The organism is Rhodanobacter sp. C01 (genome assembly GCF_002001045.1).
Lineage (GTDB): Bacteria > Pseudomonadota > Gammaproteobacteria > Xanthomonadales > Rhodanobacteraceae > Rhodanobacter.
Map to the genome: position 1 here is coordinate 302733 of NZ_MUNR01000008.1, position 18946 is coordinate 321678.

General features: G+C 62.9%; 20 protein-coding genes and 1 tRNA gene. 14 read left to right on the top strand and 7 right to left on the bottom strand.

Annotated elements, in window-relative coordinates:
• Positions 1-43: 43 nt before the first annotated feature.
• Both B0E50_RS05885 and B0E50_RS05890 read left to right on the top strand, forming a co-directional pair.
• Complete coding sequence (locus tag B0E50_RS05885) at positions 44-724, top strand: hypothetical protein (RefSeq protein ID WP_139350767.1); 681 nt, start codon at positions 44-46, stop codon at positions 722-724.
• Positions 691-1410 carry a hypothetical protein gene (locus B0E50_RS05890; protein ID WP_174575026.1) on the top strand — a complete coding sequence of 240 codons (720 nt, stop codon included), beginning with the start codon at positions 691-693 and terminating at the stop codon, positions 1408-1410. Before B0E50_RS05885 ends, B0E50_RS05890 begins: the two co-directional genes overlap by 34 nt.
• A 38-nt stretch (positions 1411-1448) precedes the next feature.
• On the opposite strand, the gene B0E50_RS05895 is transcribed toward B0E50_RS05890, so the two are convergent.
• Positions 1449-2819, bottom strand: a complete 1371-nt coding sequence (locus B0E50_RS05895) for a site-specific integrase (protein ID WP_077440256.1) — start codon at positions 2817-2819, stop codon at positions 1449-1451.
• A 276-nt stretch (positions 2820-3095) separates the two neighbouring features.
• Positions 3096-3172 (bottom strand) — tRNA-Met (locus B0E50_RS05900).
• Positions 3173-3351: 179 nt separating this feature from the next.
• Here B0E50_RS05900 and B0E50_RS05905 point away from each other — a divergent pair.
• From B0E50_RS05905 to nudC, 7 genes are all read left to right on the top strand, one after another.
• Entirely contained in the window at positions 3352-3915 is a 564-nt protein-coding gene (locus tag B0E50_RS05905) for an RNA pyrophosphohydrolase (protein ID WP_077440257.1), read from the top strand.
• A gap of 68 nt (positions 3916-3983) precedes the next feature.
• Entirely contained in the window at positions 3984-4181 is a 198-nt protein-coding gene (locus tag B0E50_RS05910) for a (2Fe-2S)-binding protein (RefSeq protein WP_174575027.1), read from the top strand.
• Between the two features lie 146 nt (positions 4182-4327).
• Complete coding sequence (gene bfr, locus B0E50_RS05915) at positions 4328-4798, top strand: bacterioferritin (RefSeq protein WP_077440258.1); 471 nt, start codon at positions 4328-4330, stop codon at positions 4796-4798.
• Positions 4799-4890: 92 nt separating this feature from the next.
• Positions 4891-5643: a DUF6776 family protein gene (locus B0E50_RS05920; protein WP_077440259.1), complete on the top strand. Its 753-nt coding sequence runs from the start codon at positions 4891-4893 to the stop codon at positions 5641-5643.
• Positions 5630-6064 carry a polymer-forming cytoskeletal protein gene (locus B0E50_RS05925; RefSeq protein ID WP_077440260.1) on the top strand — a complete coding sequence of 145 codons (435 nt, stop codon included), beginning with the start codon at positions 5630-5632 and terminating at the stop codon, positions 6062-6064. Before B0E50_RS05920 ends, B0E50_RS05925 begins: the two co-directional genes overlap by 14 nt.
• Positions 6065-6108: 44 nt before the next feature.
• Positions 6109-6477, top strand: a complete 369-nt coding sequence (erpA, locus tag B0E50_RS05930) for an iron-sulfur cluster insertion protein ErpA (protein ID WP_077440261.1) — start codon at positions 6109-6111, stop codon at positions 6475-6477.
• Between the two features lie 15 nt (positions 6478-6492).
• On the top strand, positions 6493-7467 hold the full coding sequence (nudC, locus tag B0E50_RS05935) for an NAD(+) diphosphatase (protein WP_077440262.1): 975 nt from the start codon (positions 6493-6495) through the stop codon (positions 7465-7467).
• A gap of 335 nt (positions 7468-7802) precedes the next feature.
• Here nudC and B0E50_RS17915 read toward each other — a convergent pair whose 3' ends face one another.
• Positions 7803-8321: a hypothetical protein gene (locus B0E50_RS17915; RefSeq protein ID WP_139350768.1), complete on the bottom strand. Its 519-nt coding sequence runs from the start codon at positions 8319-8321 to the stop codon at positions 7803-7805.
• 77 nt (positions 8322-8398) lie between these two features.
• On the opposite strand from B0E50_RS17915, the gene B0E50_RS05950 reads away from it, so the two are divergent.
• Positions 8399-9268 carry a beta-lactamase induction protein gene (locus B0E50_RS05950; protein ID WP_077440265.1) on the top strand — a complete coding sequence of 290 codons (870 nt, stop codon included), beginning with the start codon at positions 8399-8401 and terminating at the stop codon, positions 9266-9268.
• Positions 9269-9275: 7 nt separating this feature from the next.
• Here the strand turns inward: B0E50_RS05950 and B0E50_RS05955 are convergent, their stop codons facing one another.
• Positions 9276-11150, bottom strand: a complete 1875-nt coding sequence (locus B0E50_RS05955) for an MFS transporter (protein ID WP_077440266.1) — start codon at positions 11148-11150, stop codon at positions 9276-9278.
• Positions 11151-11612: 462 nt separating this feature from the next.
• On the opposite strand from B0E50_RS05955, the gene B0E50_RS05960 reads away from it, so the two are divergent.
• Positions 11613-12188 (top strand): helix-turn-helix transcriptional regulator, encoded by a 576-nt coding sequence (locus B0E50_RS05960; protein ID WP_077440267.1) that lies wholly within the window; start codon positions 11613-11615, stop codon positions 12186-12188.
• 71 nt (positions 12189-12259) lie between these two features.
• Here the strand turns inward: B0E50_RS05960 and glyS are convergent, their stop codons facing one another.
• Both glyS and glyQ read right to left on the bottom strand, forming a co-directional pair.
• Positions 12260-14407, bottom strand: a complete 2148-nt coding sequence (gene glyS, locus B0E50_RS05965) for a glycine--tRNA ligase subunit beta (protein ID WP_077440268.1) — start codon at positions 14405-14407, stop codon at positions 12260-12262.
• Positions 14400-15311, bottom strand: a complete 912-nt coding sequence (gene glyQ, locus B0E50_RS05970; protein ID WP_077440269.1) for a glycine--tRNA ligase subunit alpha — start codon at positions 15309-15311, stop codon at positions 14400-14402. Before glyQ ends, glyS begins: the two co-directional genes overlap by 8 nt.
• A 98-nt stretch (positions 15312-15409) precedes the next feature.
• Here glyQ and B0E50_RS05975 point away from each other — a divergent pair, with 98 nt between their 5' ends.
• Positions 15410-17230: a GspE/PulE family protein gene (locus B0E50_RS05975; protein WP_077440270.1), complete on the top strand. Its 1821-nt coding sequence runs from the start codon at positions 15410-15412 to the stop codon at positions 17228-17230.
• Positions 17231-17256: 26 nt separating this feature from the next.
• Complete coding sequence (locus tag B0E50_RS05980; protein WP_077440271.1) at positions 17257-17991, top strand: glutamine amidotransferase; 735 nt, start codon at positions 17257-17259, stop codon at positions 17989-17991.
• A gap of 5 nt (positions 17992-17996) precedes the next feature.
• Here B0E50_RS05980 and B0E50_RS05985 read toward each other — a convergent pair whose 3' ends face one another.
• Complete coding sequence (locus B0E50_RS05985) at positions 17997-18680, bottom strand: rhomboid family intramembrane serine protease (protein ID WP_077440272.1); 684 nt, start codon at positions 18678-18680, stop codon at positions 17997-17999.
• Between the two features lie 61 nt (positions 18681-18741).
• Between B0E50_RS05985 and B0E50_RS18270 the strand changes: the two genes are divergently transcribed.
• Positions 18742-18946: hypothetical protein (locus B0E50_RS18270; protein ID WP_217343235.1), on the top strand; the 205-nt coding region annotated here is incomplete at its 3' end.

Genomic DNA, 18946 nt, shown 5'->3' on the forward strand with positions numbered 1-18946 from the left:
CCAACCCATCGTCTCACTGGACTTCGCTCAATCAGCGCTTCGCATGGCCTACGCAGAAGTTGGCGCCGAGTTACCCAAGGGTGACCTCTACGCCGTCTGGGGACTAGAGCTCTACCGCGGCGAAACCAAGCAGATCATCAACGCGCTGTTGTGTTCGGATTCCCTGCACACTCGCTTCCCGCAAAACACTCGTGGGGCGATGCCTAAGAGCTGGAAGTTCGAGCGGCCCTACAGCCTCATTGCCCGCTATCACGCGCCGCTTGTCCCTCTGTTCGGTTCGGCCAGCGGCCTGCGCTTCATGCACGATGAAAGCGAAATCCTCATACGCGTCTTGCTGCGCCTGAAGGCCATGGGCATCAGAGCGCTACCTATCCACGACTGCGTGCTCATAGCCAACAACGAGCGAGAGGTTGATGCCGCGAAGACGGTCATGGAGCAAGCATTCGAGGAGGTCACTGGAGTGCCTGGGATAGTCGAGGTGGAGGGAGAGGTGGGCAGGCCACTGCCTGGCATGAACATGCCTGTCACCGATAACTCCAGGTACCTCCATGGACACCTACAGGAACCCTGCCAGGGGAAGGGTGAGGAAGAAGGCTATAGGTCTCCTAACGACTCCTCATGGTCCCATTGGACACCTGAAGGTACTCATGAGGTGACATCACCTGACTCTCTACCTGTGGGGGGCGAGAGATGCCTCCCCGCGAACGAACGGACGACAACGTGACAGACCCACGTCAGCGCCAGCGGCGTCTCTCCAATCTCCATGCCCGCATAGCGAACCCTGTAGACGCCTACGAGCACTGCCGGGTCTACCCGTGCACCAATGGCACCACTGCGGACCGCGGCGAAGGCCTCAATCGCCTCTACTGCCGCAAGCACATCGAGTTCTATCGGCGTCACGGGAGCTACGTCAAACGCAGCTACGGTGCTGGTGAGATCCGGCCGTACCGTGTGAAAGCCCTCCAGTGGCTCGGGGCGCACGTCGACGAACAGAGTGTGAGACTGTCGGTAGCTGGTGTGCAGCGGCTGTATCGGGCCGCAGGGGCGCCTATCGAGGCCTTCAGGTTGCCGGGCAAGACACCAGCGGAGCGTGCGCGGGCCATGTGGGCACAGCTGCGCATGCAAAAGGTCGATCCACTTGAAGTGCTCGCTGTGTGGATGGCTGTCGATATGCGGCTACGAGATGACCCACAGCTCGACCGTCACGACGAGTATCGGCAAGTGCAGGCGGCCAAGCTGATCCACCGCATGGCAGGCGGCACGCACAAGCGCTGGGAGCGTGGCCGTGCAGACGGCCGCATCGAGATCACAGAAGTACACAAGCACCCTGTCAGTCGCGGGCAGGTGCTTCGCATGGTGGGTCGAGAGCTATCAGCGGCGTGCGTGCAGCTGGCGATTCCCGATCAATGATCTGACCACAAGAAGCGCCCGTGCTGGCCGAGTATTGCTCAGATGGGAAGCTTCAGCTGCGCAACAACGTCAAGGAGGGCCGGCAGGTTGGTTCGCTTGCCATACCTACCCGACGTGATGTTGTCGTTCTCGTGGCCTACCACCTCGGCTATGTGGTATTCGGCGACACCCAAGCCCTTCAGCCGGGTCGCCATGGTGCCCCGGAAGCTCTGCACCGACTTGCGCTTATCAGCAACACCGGCGTTACGGAGCCAACGATTGAGCTGCTTCGACAGTAGATCCATGTTTCCCCTCTCGGGGTTCGCAGTAAACCGAACGCGCTCGGGGAAGAGAAACTCTTCGGAGCAGCATGCAACGAATTCCAGAATGCCCAGCTCAAGAAGCCGCGGATGGATCGGAACTTGCCGTGTGCTTCCTTCGGTCTTGAGGTTCTTCTGCTCTGACTCCTCGTTGAAGTCGAACACAGCCACCCCCTGTTCCACGCGCACGTCGATCTTGCGCAGCTGAGCAGCCTCACCCATTCGGCAGCCTGTGTAGGCCATGATCCGCGGAATCCAATGACCATACGGCTCCTTGGCTTTCTTCGCGATCTCGATGAAGAACGCGGTGATGTCCTCGTCGTCGAAGGCCTTGCGGGCGTCCTGGGCTCGCCCCTCCTCAACATCGCGGAGGACCGTCGCCGGAGTCTGAGCGATGTGGTCATGCTCCGCAGCCCAGGCGAAAAGTGTGCGCGCATGCTGGTAGTGCTTGTTCACGCTGCGTGACTCAAGCCGCGCCACAGCGCCATCACCATCAGTCCTGGCCAGCACCTCAGCGACCGGCAGCCCTGGATATCGCTTGGCCATGTTGGCCGGGAGCTTCGTGATGTCGAGCCCGAGCTGGCGAATATGACCCTTGGTGACTTCGGCGATAGGCGGATCGCCCAGCAGTTCCGCGATCATCTGAAAGATGGTCACGCCCTGCTTGGCTGTCTTTGGCGACCAACGCCCTTGGGCGACGCGCTCCTCGGCATACAGCATGGCCGTCTCGGAAACCTTCTGGCTCCGCTTCGTCTCGGGCACTGCAATCGCGGGTGCTCTCTGGGCGACCTCAGGACGCCTCAGGGGTTCACCAGCAACCGCACGGAGCTCGGCCATAGCCGCTTGCAGCCGGGCCTCAATGAGCCGCCGCGCCAGCTTCCGCTGTGCGAGTTCGTCAGCCTGCGGAGCCATCTCCACAGCGAGCTCGATCGCCGAAGACACATCGGCAGCGGCCAAGGCACCCGAAAGCTCATGACAGCGCTCATTGAGGTGCGAAGAGTGAATCTCGATCCCGGCTGGGTTCCAGTCGAGCGCTAGGCGATCTTCAATCTCGTCGAAGGACGCAGCGAGGTACTGCTGCATCAATGCTTCCAGTTCGTCTTGCTTCATCCAACGGCCGTGTCTTCGCAAATGGCCAAGAAGAGTGCCGATGTGTGGCTCCCAAAGCAAGTTATTGCGATTGGCTTGGCGTGGGTCAGTAGTCCGCAGACTCCTTGTGATCTCGACACGGCCTAACAGGCCCCGAAGATCACGAGGAACAAAGATACGGGAGGTGAAAACTTTTCCTCTGCGTCGTAGCACTTGTCGTAGCACTCGCTGTAGCACTTGGCCAAAACGGTGCGGCAATGCTCGAAAGGCGAGTCGTGTCAGTGGTTTGGACACGACTGGTGGCTATGGGTGGACTCGAACCACCGACCCCAGCATTATGAGTGCTGTGCTCTAACCGGCTGAGCTACATAGCCTTGGGGAAACCCGCCGTACCGGCATCGGAACGATGCGGGCGGGGCGCGGCAGTGTAGTCGGGTCGTCCTGTGGGTTCAAGTCTGATGCTTGCTGTCGCTTCACGCGCCGTGGTTGAATCGGGTGAAACTGGGTGAGGCGCTACCGGCGGAGACCACGCTGGCCCACTCCTGGAGGCGACATGATTGATGTTGATGGCTACCGTCCGAATGTTGGCATCGTGCTGCTCAATGCAGACGGGCAGCTGTTCTGGGCACGCCGGGTCAATCGTGATGGCTGGCAGTTCCCGCAGGGTGGCATGCGCTCGGACGAGACGCCGCTGGAAGCGATGTACCGCGAACTGGAAGAGGAAACCGGGCTTGCGCCACACCATGTGGAAGTGATCACCGCCACCCATGGCTGGCTGCGCTATCGCCTGCCCAGCCGCTATGTACGCCATCACCAGCGCCCCACCTGCATCGGCCAGAAGCAGGTGTGGTTCCTGCTCAAGCTGGTCGCCAGCGAGGAAGAACTGAAGCTGGACGCCTGCGACAAGCCGGAGTTCGACATCTGGCGCTGGGTGGACTTCTGGTACCCGGCCGCGCATGTGGTGAACTTCAAGCGGCAGGTGTACGAGCGGGCCTTGCGCCACTTTGCGCCCCTGGTGGAAGGCCTGTTCAATGTCGAGCTGGGCAACCTGCCGCCGCGGGAGCAGGCCGACGACACGCCACCACCGCGCCCCCGCGACGGCCGCGAGGCTGCCTGAACAGCCGGCGCCAGCCGGCAGCCACGTTATTGTTGACAATCATTCGCATTCGCGTTCTTATACGCGCCATGTATATCTGCTTGTGCAACGCCGTCACCGACCATGACATCCGCCGCGAGGCGGCCGATGGCGTGCATACGTTTGCCGAATTGCAGGCCCGTACCGGCTGTTCCGACTGCTGCGGCTGCTGCGAGCAGGAAGCCCGCGCCACGCTGGACAAGGCGGTCGAACACGCACTCTCGCAGTTGCCGATCCTCACCGCCTGAGCCGCGACACCCGCTGGCGAATCCAGCGCGACCGCATGGCCGTGCACGACCCGTGCATTGGCAAACCATTGCCATTCGCATTTCGTCGGCGTGTGCACTGAGTTTGTATAGTGGCGACCCAACGCGTCGGCAGTCGGAGATTCTCCATGAAAGGTGATGCCAAGGTCATCGAGTTCCTCAACAAGGTGCTCTACAACGAGCTGACCGCAATCAATCAGTACTTCCTGCATTACCGCATGTACAAGGACTGGGGCTACACCGAGCTGGCCGAGCACGAGTACAAGGAATCGATCGAGGAGATGAAGCACGCCGATCACCTGATCGAGCGCATTCTGTTTCTCGACGGACTGCCGAACCTGCAGCATCTGGGGAAGCTGCGCATTGGCGAGAACGTGCTGGAATGCCTGCAGGGCGATCTGGATCTCGAGTTGGCTGCCGTGGTCGACCTGCGTGCGGCGATCGCGCACAGCGAGGGCATTGCCGACTACATCAGCCGCGACCTGTTCAAGGACATCCTGCACGACGAGGAAGAACACATCGACTGGCTGGAAACCCAGTTCAGCCTGATCAAGGACATCAGCGCCGAGCGCTACCTGCAGAGCAAGATGCAGAGCTGATCCACCCGGGGGATTGGCGGAAACGCGCACCGGTTCCTTGACGCTTTCGTCACGGCAGGGCTATACCTTGGGCTTTCCCCGGAATGGCCCGCATGGCTTCACGCCCTCCACCGCGCTTCATTGTGCGCCGGCATGATGATGTCGGCTCGCGCCGGCGCTGGTTGTGGCTGGCATCAGCGTGGCTGGTCAGCCTGTTGCTGGTCGGATCGCTGGCCGGCTTTTTGGCCCGCCATGCGAGCCCGGCGGCCAGCGACAAGCGCCAGCAGCACGCACTGAATGTGCAAATCGATGATCTCAAGCAACAGGTCGCAAACCTGCAGCGGGCCGCCCAGGTCAACGATGTCGCCACCCGCTCGCTACGCGGGACCCTGGCCCAGCGCGAGGAAGAACTCAGTGGCCTGCGCGCGGACCTGGGTTTCTATTCCCGACTGGTTGGCGGCGATGCCCAGCGGGCCGGCCTGAAACTGCAGGAAGTGAAGCTGGAGCCGATCACCGGCTCGCACGGCTGGAATCTCACCCTTAGCCTGACCCAGAACGCCAAGCGCGACGAGGAAACCACCGGCAACGCTTCCATCAGCGTGGAAGGTCTGCGCAGCGACAAGGTGGTCACGCTCGACTGGGCCGCACTCGGTGACGCCACGCAGAAGAACGGTTTGCCGTTCCACTTCGTGTATTTTCAGCAGCTGCATGCCACCTTCGTGCTGCCGGCGGATTTTCGCCCGACGCGGCTGCACCTGCTCCTTCAACCCGCCAGCGGCGACCCGGTGGACCGTACCGTCGCCTGGGGCGCCGCGCTGAGCGGCAACATCACCACAGCTCAAGGGGATCAAGATGCTCAACCGTAAGCGCAACGAGCGTAGCAATACCAGTCATGAGACCAGCCTGATCGCCCGTGGCACGGTGATCCGCGGTGACCTGCGCTTCAACGGCGCACTGCACCTGGATGGCCGCATCGAGGGCACCGTGTTCGCCGAGGGCGAGGATGCGATGCTAACGCTCAGCGAGCACGGCCAGGTGCAGGGCGAGATCCGCGTGCCGCATGCGGTGATCAATGGCCACGTCACCGGTGACGTCCATGTCAGTGCCCGGCTTGAGCTGGCCCCGCAGGCACGCATCGACGGCGACCTGCGCTATCACACGCTGGAAATGGCCGCCGGCGCGCAGGTCAACGGACGCATCTCGCGACAGGTCGAGGATGCGCCGCGCGAACTGCCGTCACCGGATACCGCCGCACCCGGCATGCTCGACGACGCCATGCCGGCCTGAAGCGGTATGCTTGCATCACTCCGGAACACCCCCATCTGAACGCCATGGAAAATCTTGTCGCGATCCCCGATTACCGCAACAGTGGTGCGCCGCTGTTGTTTACCGCTGCCGCCGCGCACAAGGTGCATGAGCTGATTGCCGAAGAAGGCAACCCGGCGCTGAAGCTGCGCGTGTACATCAGCGGCGGCGGTTGCTCGGGGTTCCAGTACGGTTTCACCTTCGACGAGGCCCAGGCCGAGGACGACTTTGCGGTCGAGCGCGAGGGCGTGACTCTGCTTTGCGATCCGCTGTCGCTGCAGTACCTCACCGGCGCGCAGATCGACTACGCCGAGAACCTCAGCGGCGCACAATTCGTGATCAGCAACCCGAACGCCAAGACCACCTGCGGCTGCGGCTCCTCGTTCTCCACCTAAAAGAAAGGCGGTCCGATGGACAGGGCCAAGCTGCCGCGTCCCAACACTTTCGCCGGACTCAGCCTGGTACTCGACCGGGTGGCCGAACGACGCGATGACTCCGCCTGGATCACTGACCAGGCACGCTCCGGCCACGCACGCTACCTGCTGCTGGACGCTGCTGGCGAGGCTTTCCTGCAGCGTGATCACGAAGCATTGCGCTGGCTCGACATCAGCGAACGCGAACGCTGGCTCGATGATCTGCCGACAAGCCTGCTCGGCATCGCCGACGAACGGCCGCACTTCATGCTGGTAGTGGACGATGCCACCCGCATCGCGGCACTGGAAACTGCACTCGACGCTCGCCGCGCAAGCTTGCGTGCCGTCGGCCTGCAGCTGCCAGCGCACGAGGCCGGCCTGTTCGCCTATGCCAAGGGCCTGTCGCACTGGCAGCGCGAGACCCGACACTGCGCGCGTTGCGGCACATTGCTGCAACTGGTCGCTGCGGGCCACCGTGCGCAGTGCACGAACCCGGATTGCGCGCGCCTGCATTTCCCTCGCACCGACGCGGCCGTGATCATGCTGGTCGAACACGAAGGCGCGTGCCTGCTCGGCCGTCAGGCCGGATGGCCGCCAGGTCGCTATTCCACCCTGGCCGGCTTCGTCGAGCCCGGCGAAGCCCTGGAAGACGCCGTGCGTCGCGAAGTGGCCGAGGAGGCCGGCGTGCTCGTCGACACGGTGCATTATCACTCCTCGCAACCATGGCCCTTGCCAGCGTCGCTGATGGTCGGTTTCATCGCCACCGCCACGTCATGCCGGATCACCATGCGCGATCACGAACTGGAAGACGCACGCTGGTTCACCCCGCAGCAGATCGTCGACGACATCGCCGACGGCAGCTTCCTGCCGTCCACCCCCCTGTCGGTGTCCTACCAATTGCTGGCGCACTGGTTGCAGCAACGTGCCGGGCTTGATCTGGACGAATTGGTTGCCGGCGGCCCTTCGCGCTGACTCTGGCGAGAGTCGCCATCACTACCATTCATCGGCGAACTTGAGCGTGGCCAGCCTGTCATAACCCCTGCACATCACTGGGGTCGGCGATGGAACGCAGGCGTGATCAGCTTGATCAAGAATGGCGCCCGTGCATGGTGTGCCGATCCGCTGCACCCACATGGCATGACGCCGTGCGGCGTGCTGCCATTCAGGGCAGCGTATTCGCAGGCCATCTCGCCATCCTGATGCTGGTGTTACATCCCTCGTGGCGACGGATCGCGCATGTGACACGCCAGCATGATGATCACGTACTCAGGCTCAGCTTCGATCGGTTGCCGAAACTCGTCCGGCCCTCACCGGCACCTGTCGCGATGCGGCTGCCAGCCAGGACGAAACCCGTGCGACAGGCAATCGCGTTGTCCGCACAGATGGCCGCTACCGTCGCGCACTCGACGAATCCGCCGGTTGTGACAATCCCGATCATGACGCCGCCATCGACGCCCGGTGATCCACACCGCAGCTACCAGCCCGGCGATTTCCAGTCGGCGTTGCAAAACGCGCAGCGAACAAGGGCCGATCACATTCCGGGCACCACCACGCCACGGATCGCTGGCATCTCGCCTCAGGCTCGTTCCAGCATCCAGGGAATCGTGCATATGCTTGTCAAAACCAGTCAATGCACGAACGAGCAATTCCAGCTGCAGAACAGCGCCCACCAGTTCACGCCGGAAATGATCGACCACGCACTCGAGGTGGAAGGCTGCGGGCCGCATCTCGAACATGCGCCGGCCGATGCCACGATCGATGCCATTGCCCATCAGGCAATATTCGGCAACTGAGGCACACCAGCGCATCGAGAGCCTCTTGTACATGCACCGCCTCAGCCTCCTCTGCGAAGAAGCCGGTCCCTCGCATACAATGCCGCTACTGCCCGCGAGCCCGCACTGCCATGGCCATCCGTCTGCTTGTTGCTCTCATTGTTCTCGGCCTGCTGCATGTCATGCCGAGGCTCGCACACTGGCGGGGCGACAGTCTGTTCCGCCGCTGGGTTGCCCAGTTGGCGGACACCAGTGGCAGCGGCCGCGTGCTGCTGGGTCTGCTGCTTCCCGTCGCGCTGTGTGCGTTGCTGTGGTGGTTGCTGGGCCACTTGCTGCTGGGTGATCTGCTGCAGATGCTGTTCTCGCTGGCCGTGCTGCTGTATTGCTTTGGCCCGCGCGAGTTCGAGACGGATCTGGAAACGATCCTGAAAGCCCCCGATGGCGCCAGTCGTGAAGCGGCGGCGCAGGCACTGACCGACGACGGCGACACAATCGCCTGGAATGCTCCAGCACTCGGCGTTGCGATCGCCTACGCCGCATTGCGGCGGCGCTTCGGCGTGCTGTTGTGGTTTTTCCTGCTCGGCCCGACAGGCGCCTTGCTTTACCGTCTGGCGCAGACGCTGGGCCGCGACGAATCGCTGCGACTCGACCCGGCCAGCCGCACGATGGCGCGCTATACCGCCAACGCACTGGACTGGCCTCCGGCACAACTGCTGACTTTCACGCTGGCGATCGTCGGCCATTGGGAGGCCGTGATCGGTGCCTGGAAGCGCTGGCACAGCCAGGCTGCGGCGACCAGCTGGTACAGCGTCGGCCCGGGCTTTCTCGGTGCCGCGGCGCAGGCCGACGTGCTGATCGACATCGAGGCTGGCGACGGCTACGCCGAGGAGCACAGTGATCCGCTGGTCGAACTGGTACGCTTGCGCAGTGCCCTGCTGCGCGCCCTGCTGGCATGGTTGAGCGTGGTGGCGTTGATCGTGCTGGGCGGCTGGGTGCGCTGACCGGCGGTCAAGCGAGGCTTCCGCGCAATTCGCGCACCCGTGCTTCCAGTGTCACTGCGCTGACTTGTTGCGGCGCCTGTGGCGCATCGACCACCAACTCCACCCGCGCACGGAAACGCCGCGGCAATCGAGCGCGATGCAGCATCGAGTCACGCCGACTCCACACGCTGCCCCACAATCCTCGCAGCGCCATCGGGATGACCGGCACCGGCCGGCGCGCCAGGATCTTTTCCACGCCCGGGCGGAACGTCGCGATCTCGCCGTCGCCGGTCAGTCCACCTTCGGGAAAGATGCAGACCACCTCACCGGCCGCCAGCGCCTCGTCGATCGCGTCGTAGGCTTGCTGCAGCACCGCCGGATCCTCCTTGTGGCCGGCAATCGGGATCGCCTTGGCGGTCCGGAACACGAAGCGCAACAGCGGGATGTTGAAGATCTTGTAATACATCACGAAGCGCGCGGGTCGGCGCAGGTTCGCCATCAGCAGCAACGGGTCCACGAAGCTGATGTGGTTGCACACCAACAGGGCAGCACCTTCCTCCGGAACGTTCTGCATGCCGTCCACGCGCACCCGATACAGCGTATTCACCAGCAGCCAGGTAATGAACCGCATCAGGAATTCGGGCACCAGGGTAAAGATGTACACCGCCACCACCACGTTGAGCAGAGCGTCGACCGCAAAGATCTGAGCCGCGCTCATGCCCAGCGTGCCCAGCAGCAGCCCGAACAGCGACGCCATGACGATGAGCAACGCATTGAGGATGTTGTTGCCGGCGATGATTCGCGACAGCTTCTCCCGCGGCGCGCGTGCCTGCACGAAGGCGAACAGCGGCACCACGTAGAAACCGGCGAATACACCAATTGCGGTGAGGTCCAGCACGATGCGCAGGCTGCCCGGCGCATGCAGGAAAGCCAGCCAGTCGAGGTTCTGCAGGACGGCCGCGCCCGGTCGAGCGCAAAACAGGTCGATACCGAAGGCGGTGAGCCCGAACGCACCCAGCGGCACCAGCCCGATTTCCACCCGCTTGCCCGACATCCGCTCGCACAACAGCGAACCCACGCCAGTGCCCAGCGAGAACAGGGTCAATACCAGCGTACTGACCGAACCGTCACCGCCAAGGTTGAACTTCGTGTAGATCGGCAGCTGCGCCACCAGCACGGTGCCGAAAAACCAGAACCACGAGATGCCGAGCACCGCGTTGAACACTGCGCGATCACTGCGCGTGATGCCGAGCACGCGCACGGTCTCGGTCACCGGGTTCCAGTTGAATTTCAGCTCGGGCGCCGTTGCCGGCGCGGGAGGAATCGCACGACTGGCACCGTAGCCGGTCAGTGCCACGGCAATAGTCAGCGCCGCCGATGCCAACGGGCCCACGCCGACGAGCAGCATCAGTGCATTGCCGACGATCATGCCGATCAGGATCGCCAACTGGGTGCCCATCTCGACCATACCGTTGCCGCCAACCAGTTCGGTCGGCTTCAGCGCCTGCGGCAGGATCGCGTACTTGATTGGTCCGAACACGGTCGAGTGCACGCCCATCATGAACAGCACCGTCAGCAACAGCGCGAGATGGTGTGTGTGGAAACCCCAGGCCGCCAGCAGCATCGCGGCGATCTCGAACAGCTTCACGTAGCGAATGATCCGGGTCTTCTCGAACTTCTCGGCCAGCTGTCCCGCCGTGGCCGAGAACAGGAAGTACGGCAGGATGAACAGCGCCGGTGCGAGATTGGTGTACAGCGACACTTGCCGCTCCGGCAACCCCATCTGGAACGCCGCCAGCATCACCATTGCATTGCGGAATGCACTGTCGTTGAACGCACCCAGCGCCTGGGTCCAGAAGAACGGCGCGAACCGCCGTTTGCCCAGCAATGCGAACTGGCTCATGCGATGCCTTGGTGAAGGAGTATGCGTATCAGGCGCAAGGCCTCTTGGCTCGAGGGATTATTGCCATTGAAAAGCTTTCCGCACAACGCAGCGCGAATACGACACCGCATTCAACGACAGCATGGGGAGTGCCGTCATCGCGCTTTCCCGAGATTGGCTCTGCGATGCTCCATGCGGACACGCCATGTCGGGAATGATTTTGATCACCCATCTGCGGAATCTGGCGCGAGGCAGGCCGATATGAAACTTTTGTGGATCCACCGCGTCGAAGTACGCAAGTTGTACTCGTTGCGCTTGTTTTGGCTTTCGGCCATTTCGTAATTTATTGCGACTTGGCGATTCATTATGGCAAGCCGATTGTTCTGTTTTAACATTTCGCAACTTTATTCAATCTTCAGAATTCCTCCCTCGTTAAGTACTACGATACGCGAGCCCCCTCAATCATCGCCTTGGCCACCGCCGATGAACGCGCAAAAAAACACGCTCTCCACTGCAGGTGGAACCTTCTCGGATCGCATAAAGCTGCTGATTCAGCGTGTTGGCAGCGCCACCGAGATCGCCAGAATGTGCGGATTCTCGGAAGGCGTTGTGCGCAGTTGGCGCGACGGCAACACCGATCCGTCGCGAGCACGCTGCGTCACGTTGGCGCGCACCCTGGGCATCTCGCTGGTATGGCTGGTGGCAGGCGAGGGCACGCTGCAGATCGACCCGAACGTGCCCACCCTTGACGACCAGTACAGCTCGGAAAGCGTGACATCCCACCGCCCCCGCGCCCGGTTGGGCATGCAGGGTGCCGCCCATGCCCACCACGTCGAGAACTCGGGCGTCGACGCCCAGCGGCTTAACACCGCCATGCGCATCCTGCAGTCGGAACTGAGCCTGGCCGGCAGCCAGCTTTCGCTGTCCGAGAATACCGATCTGCTGACCCAGCTCTATGAAATTCTCGGCCCGGGCGGCTCCCATGTCGATCCGCTGGCCATGGTGACATTCAACCATCGACTGGTCGAACGTATCCGTCAGGATCGCAGCACCGCCTGATTCGACTCGCACGTTTCGCGCATAAATAAAGCGGCAGCCTGACGGCTGCCGCTTTATTTCATGGCTTCTGCTCAGAGCAGGGCGATATCGGCGATCGCGCCGAACTGTGCCTTCAGCTGGCCGAGCAGCGCAAGGCGGTTCGCGCGCACCGTCGGGTCGTCGGCGTTCACCAGCACGTTGTCGAAGAACGCATCTACCGGTACCTGCAGTTGCGACAGACGCGCCAGCACGGCGGTGTAGTCACCGGCGGCCAGTGGGCCAGCTGTCTCGCGTTGCGCGGCACCGAGCGCGTCGGCCAGTTCACGCTCCGCATCCGTCTCGAAATGTGCCGGATCGACCACGCGTCCGATCACCGGTGCACCCGTTTCCTCGGCCTGCTTGCGCAAGATGTTCGCGACACGCTTGTTGGCCGCCGCCAGACTGGCGGCCTCAGGACGCCGACCGAACTCGGCCACGGCGCGCAGGCGCCGATCGAAGTCAGCCAGGCTGCGCGGCTGCACGGCCAACACGGCCTCGAACTGCGCGTTGTCGAAGCCCTGTTCGGCGTAGTAGCCACGCAGGCGGTCGAGCACGAAGTCGCACAACTCGTCGAGCAGGATCGCCCGACGCTCACCGGCATGCAGGACCGGCTGCTTGCCATCCTTGCCTGGCTTCAGGCCAGCAGCCAGTGCACCTTCGGGCAGCAGTTCCAACGCCTCGACAAAACTGCCGCGCAGATCGAGTTCCAGACCACCCTCGATCAGGGTACGTGCCAGACCGAGCGCGGCACGGCGCAATGCGAACGGATCCTTGTTGCCGCTCGGCTTCATGCCGACCGCGAAAATACCCGCCAGCGTATCCAGTCGCTCGGCCACCGCGAGCACCTGGCCCTGCTTGCCGGCAGCGATCGCATCGCCGCCGAAGCGCGGCTGGTAATAGCTGTCCAGCGCCTCGGCCACTTCGGCCGATTCACCATGATGACTGGCGTAGTAGCGACCCATCACGCCTTGCAGCTCGGGAAATTCGCCGACCATGCGGGTCAGCAGATCGCATTTGCTCAACGAGGCGGCACGCGTGGCTGCGCCGGCATCGATACCGACCCGGTTGGCGATCACACGCGCCAGTTCGGCCACGCGCACGCTCTTGTCCCACAGGCTGCCCAGCGACTGCTGATAAGTGACACTCTTGAGCTGTTCCTGATAGCTGGCCAGCGGTGTCTTCAGATCCTCGTCCCAGAAGAACTTGGCATCAGCGAAGCGCGGGCGGATCACCCGTTCATAGCCTTTGCGTATTTCGGCAGGATCCTTGCTGTCGATGTTGGCGATGCCGATGAAATGTTCGGTGAGCTTGCCGTCGGCATCAAACACCGGCACGAATTTCTGGTTTGCCACCATCGTGGTCACCAGTGCCTCCGGCGGGACAGCGAGGAACTCGCGCTCGAAGGTGCACGCTATCGCGACCGGCCACTCCGTGAGATTGGCCAGCTCGTCGAGCAGCGCGTCATCAAGCCGTGGCACGCCACCGGTCTGCACGGTTGCCTGTTCGACCTGGGCGCGGATACGCTGGCGCCGCTCCTGCGGATCGGCCAGCACATTGGAGGCACCCATCGCATCCAGCCAGCTGTCGGCATCGGCCACGTGCACCGGTTGCGGGTGCATGAAGCGATGGCCGCGTGACTTGCGCCCGCTCTTCAGGCCAAGCACCCCCCCATCGATGATCTCGGCACCATGCAGGATCACCAGCCAGTGGGCCGGGCGCACGAAGCTGTAGTCGTGATCGGCCCAGCGCATCGGCCGTGGAATCGGCAGGCCCTTGAGCGCTTCCTCGATGATTTCCAGCAGCAGGGCGGCCACCGGCTGACCCGGTTTCACCGCGCGGAACACGAACCATGCACCCTTGTCGGTTTCGAGTTTTTCCAGCTTCTCGACGCCTACGCCGCATGACTGCGCGAAACCGAGCAGCGCCTTGGACGGCTGCCCCTCGGCGTCCAGTGCAGCATTCATCGCGGGGCCACGCCGCTCGATCGTCTGCTCCGGCTGCGCCTGCGCAACGGCGGGAACATGCACAGCCAGACGACGTGGCGTGGCATAGGCTTTCGCCTGATCCAGCGCGGCATCGATGCCGCGTTTGCTCAACCCATCGCAAATGCCGCGCAGAAATGCAGCGGCAAGTTCATCCAGTGCCTTGGGCGGCAGTTCCTCGGTACCCAGTTCGATCAACAGCGGCTTGTGCTCAGCCATGAGCCGGCTCCTTTACTTGCTTGAGGCCCGGGAAGCCGAGTTTCTCCCGCTGTGCCACATAGGTTTCGGCGACGCTGCGCGACAGCGTGCGCACGCGCAGGATGTAATGCTGGCGTTCGGTGACACTGATCGCACGGCGCGCATCGAGCAGGTTGAACGTGTGGCTGGCCTTCATCACCTGCTCGTAGGCCGGCAACGGCAGGTTGGCGGCGATCAGCCGGTTCGCCGTCGCTTCGCAGGCGTCGAACCAGTGCAGCAGGTCGGCCACGTTGGCATGCTCGAAGTTGTAGGTGCTCTGCTCCACCTCGTTCTGGTGAAACACATCGCCATAAGTGACCGTGCCGCGCGGACCGTCGGTCCAGACCAGGTCGTAGACGTTGTCCACGTTCTGCAGGTACATCGCCAACCGCTCCAACCCGTAGGTGATCTCGCCGGTCACCGGGCGACACTCCAGACCACCAGCCTGCTGGAAGTAGGTGAACTGGGTCACTTCCATCCCGTTCAACCAGACTTCCCAGCCGAGACCCCAGGCACCGAGCGTCGGCGACTCCCAGTTGTCCTCGACGAAGCGCAGGTCGTGCACCAGCGGGTCGAGGCCCAGCTCCTTCAGCGAACCGATGTACAGCTCGAGGATGTTCTCCGGGTTCGGCTTCATCACCACCTGGTACTGGTAGTAATGCTGCAGGCGATTCGGGTTCTCGCCGTAGCGACCGTCGGTGGGTCGGCGTGAAGGCTGTACATACGCCGCCGCCCACGGCTCGGGGCCGAGTGCACGCAGAAAGGTAGCGGGATGAAACGTGCCGGCGCCAACCTCGGTGTCGAGTGGCTGCAACAGCACGCAACCCTGCGCCGCCCAATAGCGGTTGAGGGTCTGGATCACATCCTGGAAGGTGCGCGCAGACATGGCTTTCCGTGACCTTGGTTAAAGCGCGCTAGTATAACGGCAGCTTGCTTTCTCACCGGACTCCGACCGGCAAATGGCACTACGGGGGTTACATCAGGATGGCCGCATCACCACAAATCGCATCCCTGCTGGGCCGGCGCGGTCGCCTAGAACTGGACGATCTGCTGGCCGCACTGGTGGTCGATGGCTACCTGCTGGCTGACGACGCCAAGCAGGTGCGCATGGGTGCGCGCGCCGGACGCAGTGCCGTGGAACTGCATCCACTGGTTTTGATCGCAAATGCCAAGCTGGTCAATCAGCGCGAGCCCGGGCGGCCACTCAAGCTGGAGACGTTGACCGAATGGCTGGCCAGTCACGCTGGTCTGCCATATCTGAAGATCGACCCGATGAAGATCCACGTGGCCTCGGTGACCCAGGTAGTAAGTCACGCATACGCCCAGCGCCACAGGATCCTGCCGGTTGCCTCGGCTCCGGGCGAAGTGACGTTTGCCACCTGCGAGCCGTTCGACGCGGGTTGGGCCGCCGATCTGGCCCAGATGCTGCGACGGGACGTGCTGCGGGTGGTGGCCAGCCCGATCGACATCAACCGCTACCTGCAGGAGTTCTACGGCGTCCAGCGCTCGATCCAGCTGGCGCAGGACGCGAAGGCAAACGACAACAATGCTTCGGCGATCCTCAATTTCGAACAGCTGGTCGAGTTGGGCAAGAGCGGCGAGGTCGGTGCCGACGACCGCCATGTGGTGCACATCGTCGACTGGCTGCTGCAATACGCGTTCGAGCAGCGCGCGTCGGACATCCATCTCGAGCCACGCCGCGAAACCGGACATATCCGCTTCCGCATCGATGGCATCATGCACAGAGTCTTTGAGCTGCCCTCGCCGGTGATGACCGCGGTGACCGCGCGCATCAAGATCCTTGCGCGCATGGACGTGGCCGAGAAGCGGCGGCCGCAGGATGGCCGCATCAAGACCCGCTCTGCAGGTGGCCGCGAAGTGGAGCTGCGCATCTCCAACATGCCCACCGCCTTCGGCGAGAAGGTGGTGATGCGCATCTTCGACCCGGACCTGGTAGTCAAGGATTTCGCCCAGCTTGGCTTCTCGCCGAGCGAGGGCGCCAACTGGCGCAGCATGGTGGAGCGTCCGCACGGCATCGTGCTGGTCACCGGCCCGACCGGTTCGGGCAAGACCACCACGCTGTATTCCACCCTGAAGCATCTGGCCACGCCGGCACTCAACGTGTGCACGGTGGAAGATCCGATCGAGATGGTCTCGCCGGAATTCAACCAGATGCAGGTGCATGCCGCGATCGACCTGGATTTCGCCGCCGGCGTGCGCACCCTGCTGCGGCAGGATCCGGACATCATCATGGTCGGTGAGATCCGCGACCTGGAAACCGCGCAGATGGCGGTGCAGGCCTCGCTGACCGGCCACTTGGTGCTGTCCACCCTGCATACCAACGACGCGCCCAGTGCAGTTACTCGCCTGCTCGACCTGGGCGTGCCGCATTACCTGATCCAGTCCACCCTGACCGGCGTAGTGGCGCAGCGACTGGTACGCACACTGTGCCCGCATTGCAAGCAGGAAACCACACAGGATCCGCAGGCGTGGATGGTCCTCACCCATGGCTGGTCGATACCGGTACCGGACAAGGTATTCCAGCCGGTCGGCTGCCTGGAGTGCCGCAATACCGGCTTCATGGGCCGCACCGGCATCTACGAGATGATGAAGCTCTCACCGCGCTTGCGCGGACTCATCTCGGCCGAACTTGATCTGGGCAACTTCGGCCACGCCGCATTGTCCGAAGGCATGCGTCCGTTGCGCATCTCCGCTGCCGACCAAGTGGCCGCAGGGCTGACCACCGTGCAGGAGATCCTCACCGTACTGCCGCCCATCGAAGCCTTCGACGACACTCCACCGTAAACCCCTTTGCACCGATCCCTTCCTGCATGAAACCTGTCCTGATCATCCGAACCGGCCGTGCGCCGGACAACATTCGTGGCCGCCACGGCGACTTTCCCCACTGGTTCCGGCTTGGCGCTCAGCTGCTGCCGCAACAGCTCCGGATCATCGATGTCGCTGCCGGAGAAGCATTGCCGGCGCCCCAGCAAGTAGCTGGAGCCATGATCACCGGTTCCGCAGCCATGGTCACCGAACGAGCCGCATGGAGCGAACGTACCGCCGGCTGGATACGCAATGCGATGGATGTCGAACTGCCATTGTTTGGTGTCTGCTACGGCCACCAATTGATGGCTCACGCGCTAGGTGGACGTGTTGACTATCTGCCCGGTGGCCGCGAGATCGGGACCCAGCCGATCGAATTGCTCGATGACGCCACGTCCGACCCTCTGACCCGCGACCTGCCTGCCACTTTTCGTGCCCACACCACCCACGAACAGAGCGTGCTTGAGCCGCCGCCCGGTGCCACGGTATTGGCACGCTCCCTCCGCGATGCGCACCAGCTGCTGCGCCACGGGCCGCAGGCGATCAGCAGCCAATTCCATCCGGAGTTCAATGCTGACGTGATGCGCGCGTACATCAAGCGCAAGCATGTCGACATGCAACGTGAAGGCGCGGATCCGCATCAGGTCTTTGGCAATGTCGCCGCTACCCCACTCGCCCGTCGGCTGTTGCGGCAGTTCGCCCGCTTGCACGGATGGAACCGTATCGCCGCCTTGGGCTGATGGATTCAGCCGCGCAGGCGTCGCGCAATCGCATCGCGCGAGAACAGCGCGAACACCACGCCGAACAGGAAACCGCCGATGTGCGCCCACCAGACATAGGCGCCGTAGCTTGGTCCGGCGTAACTGAACAACAATTGCAGCAGCACCCAGATGCCGATCAGCAAAAAGGCTGGCACTCGCACAAACTCTAGAAACAGCCCCAGCGGTAATACCAGTCCGAGTTTGGCGCGCGGAAACAGCGCCACATAGGTACCCACGACCGCCGATACCGCGCCACTGCAGCCAATGATCGGCAGGCGCACGCCCGCCAGTGACAATGCACCGATCAGATTCGCCACGATGCCGCCGAGCACAAACAACAGCAGAAACCGAAGTGAGCCCAATGCGCGCTCACCGGGCAGGCCGAATATCGCGAGGAACAGCAGATTGCTGAGCAGGTGCAGCCAGGTCACATGGATGAACAGCGCCGTGAACAGCCGCAGCAGGGCAGGGTCGGTCAGTTGCGGCAACAAGGCCTGATGCGGATCGAAGATGTTGGCCGGCACCGTGCCCCATTCCAGCAGCAGCGAAATCCGCTGCGGCGGTGGCGTCAGCGTCAGACAGACAAAACACACCACGCACAGCGTGACCACCAGCAAGGTGGCCCAGTGCCAGCGAGGTCGACGGCGTGTTTCGACATGTACAAACAAGAGCGCCCTTCCTCGTATACAGGCCTGATCACGGCGTGCCGACCATCATAGGGGATCGCACATGACTGACCGTGACCGGGTTGCAATCCAGCCAAGAAAAAACCCCACCGTTTCCGATGGACGTTTGAGGATAAAGCGCGAGACGGGCTCCGCTGTTGCAGGGTGCGATCCCGACAGCTATCGCTTTCCAGCGCCCCCAAAGACGAAGGCCTCCCCGGATGGGGAGGCCTTCTTGGATAAAGCCCCTGGCGGTGACCTACTCTTGC